The organism is Cupriavidus numazuensis, from assembly GCF_905397435.1.
GTDB lineage: Bacteria > Pseudomonadota > Gammaproteobacteria > Burkholderiales > Burkholderiaceae > Cupriavidus > Cupriavidus numazuensis.
Window position 1 is genome coordinate 1 of sequence record NZ_CAJPVI010000167.1, and the last position, 685, is coordinate 685.

Genomic DNA, 685 nt, shown 5'->3' on the forward strand with positions numbered 1-685 from the left:
GCCCATACCGTGGTTCCCGGCCTGATACCAACGGCATACAGCATGCCCAGTTCAGTAATGCCATCACGAAAGGCGGTTTCATCGCCATACCCGGCATCGGCCAGCACCACGCCCATGGGCACGCCCGAGGCGAGCGCCTCACGCATTTGCGCCAAAGCGATTTCCGGCTTGGTAGCGAACGTCACATCGTCGGGCACCCCAGCTTTCTTGCGGCGCACCGGGTCAGTGGCCCAGTCCTTGGGCAAATACAGTTGATAACCAACGGGAACGCTGCCCTGAACGCTGGCCAGCGACAAACTAACCGCCACCTGGCAGTTGTCCTGCTTACCCAGTTGACCGCAGTATTGGCGCGCGACGCCAACTGAATGCGTTCCCTTCTTCGGGAATCCTGTGTCATCAACGATCCAGTAGCAGCCACTGCCCAGACCAAGGTGTGGCTCAACCCAGTCCCGGACGCGCGTCATCACGGCGCCGTCGGACCATCCGGCCTTGGCTACGAAGTGATGCAGTGACTGATGTTTTGCTGCGACGTGCAGCGGATCGGTATGGGCTGCCAGAGGTTCAACGCTCTTGCGATGGATCGGCAGCATCAGCCCGCGACAATAGTCCTGCAATCCGGCGTTTCGATCCTTATGCTCCAACGCTGCGCACAGGTGCTCGATGTAGCGATCGAACTTTGCCAGAT

Annotated in this window: 1 protein-coding gene; it reads right to left on the bottom strand. The window is 59.9% G+C overall.

Features of this window, described 5'->3' with window-relative positions:
* Positions 1 to 683: IS701 family transposase (locus tag KHO41_RS41035; RefSeq protein ID WP_211958894.1), on the bottom strand; the 683-nt coding region annotated here is incomplete at its 3' end.
* Positions 684 to 685 lie beyond the last annotated feature (2 nt).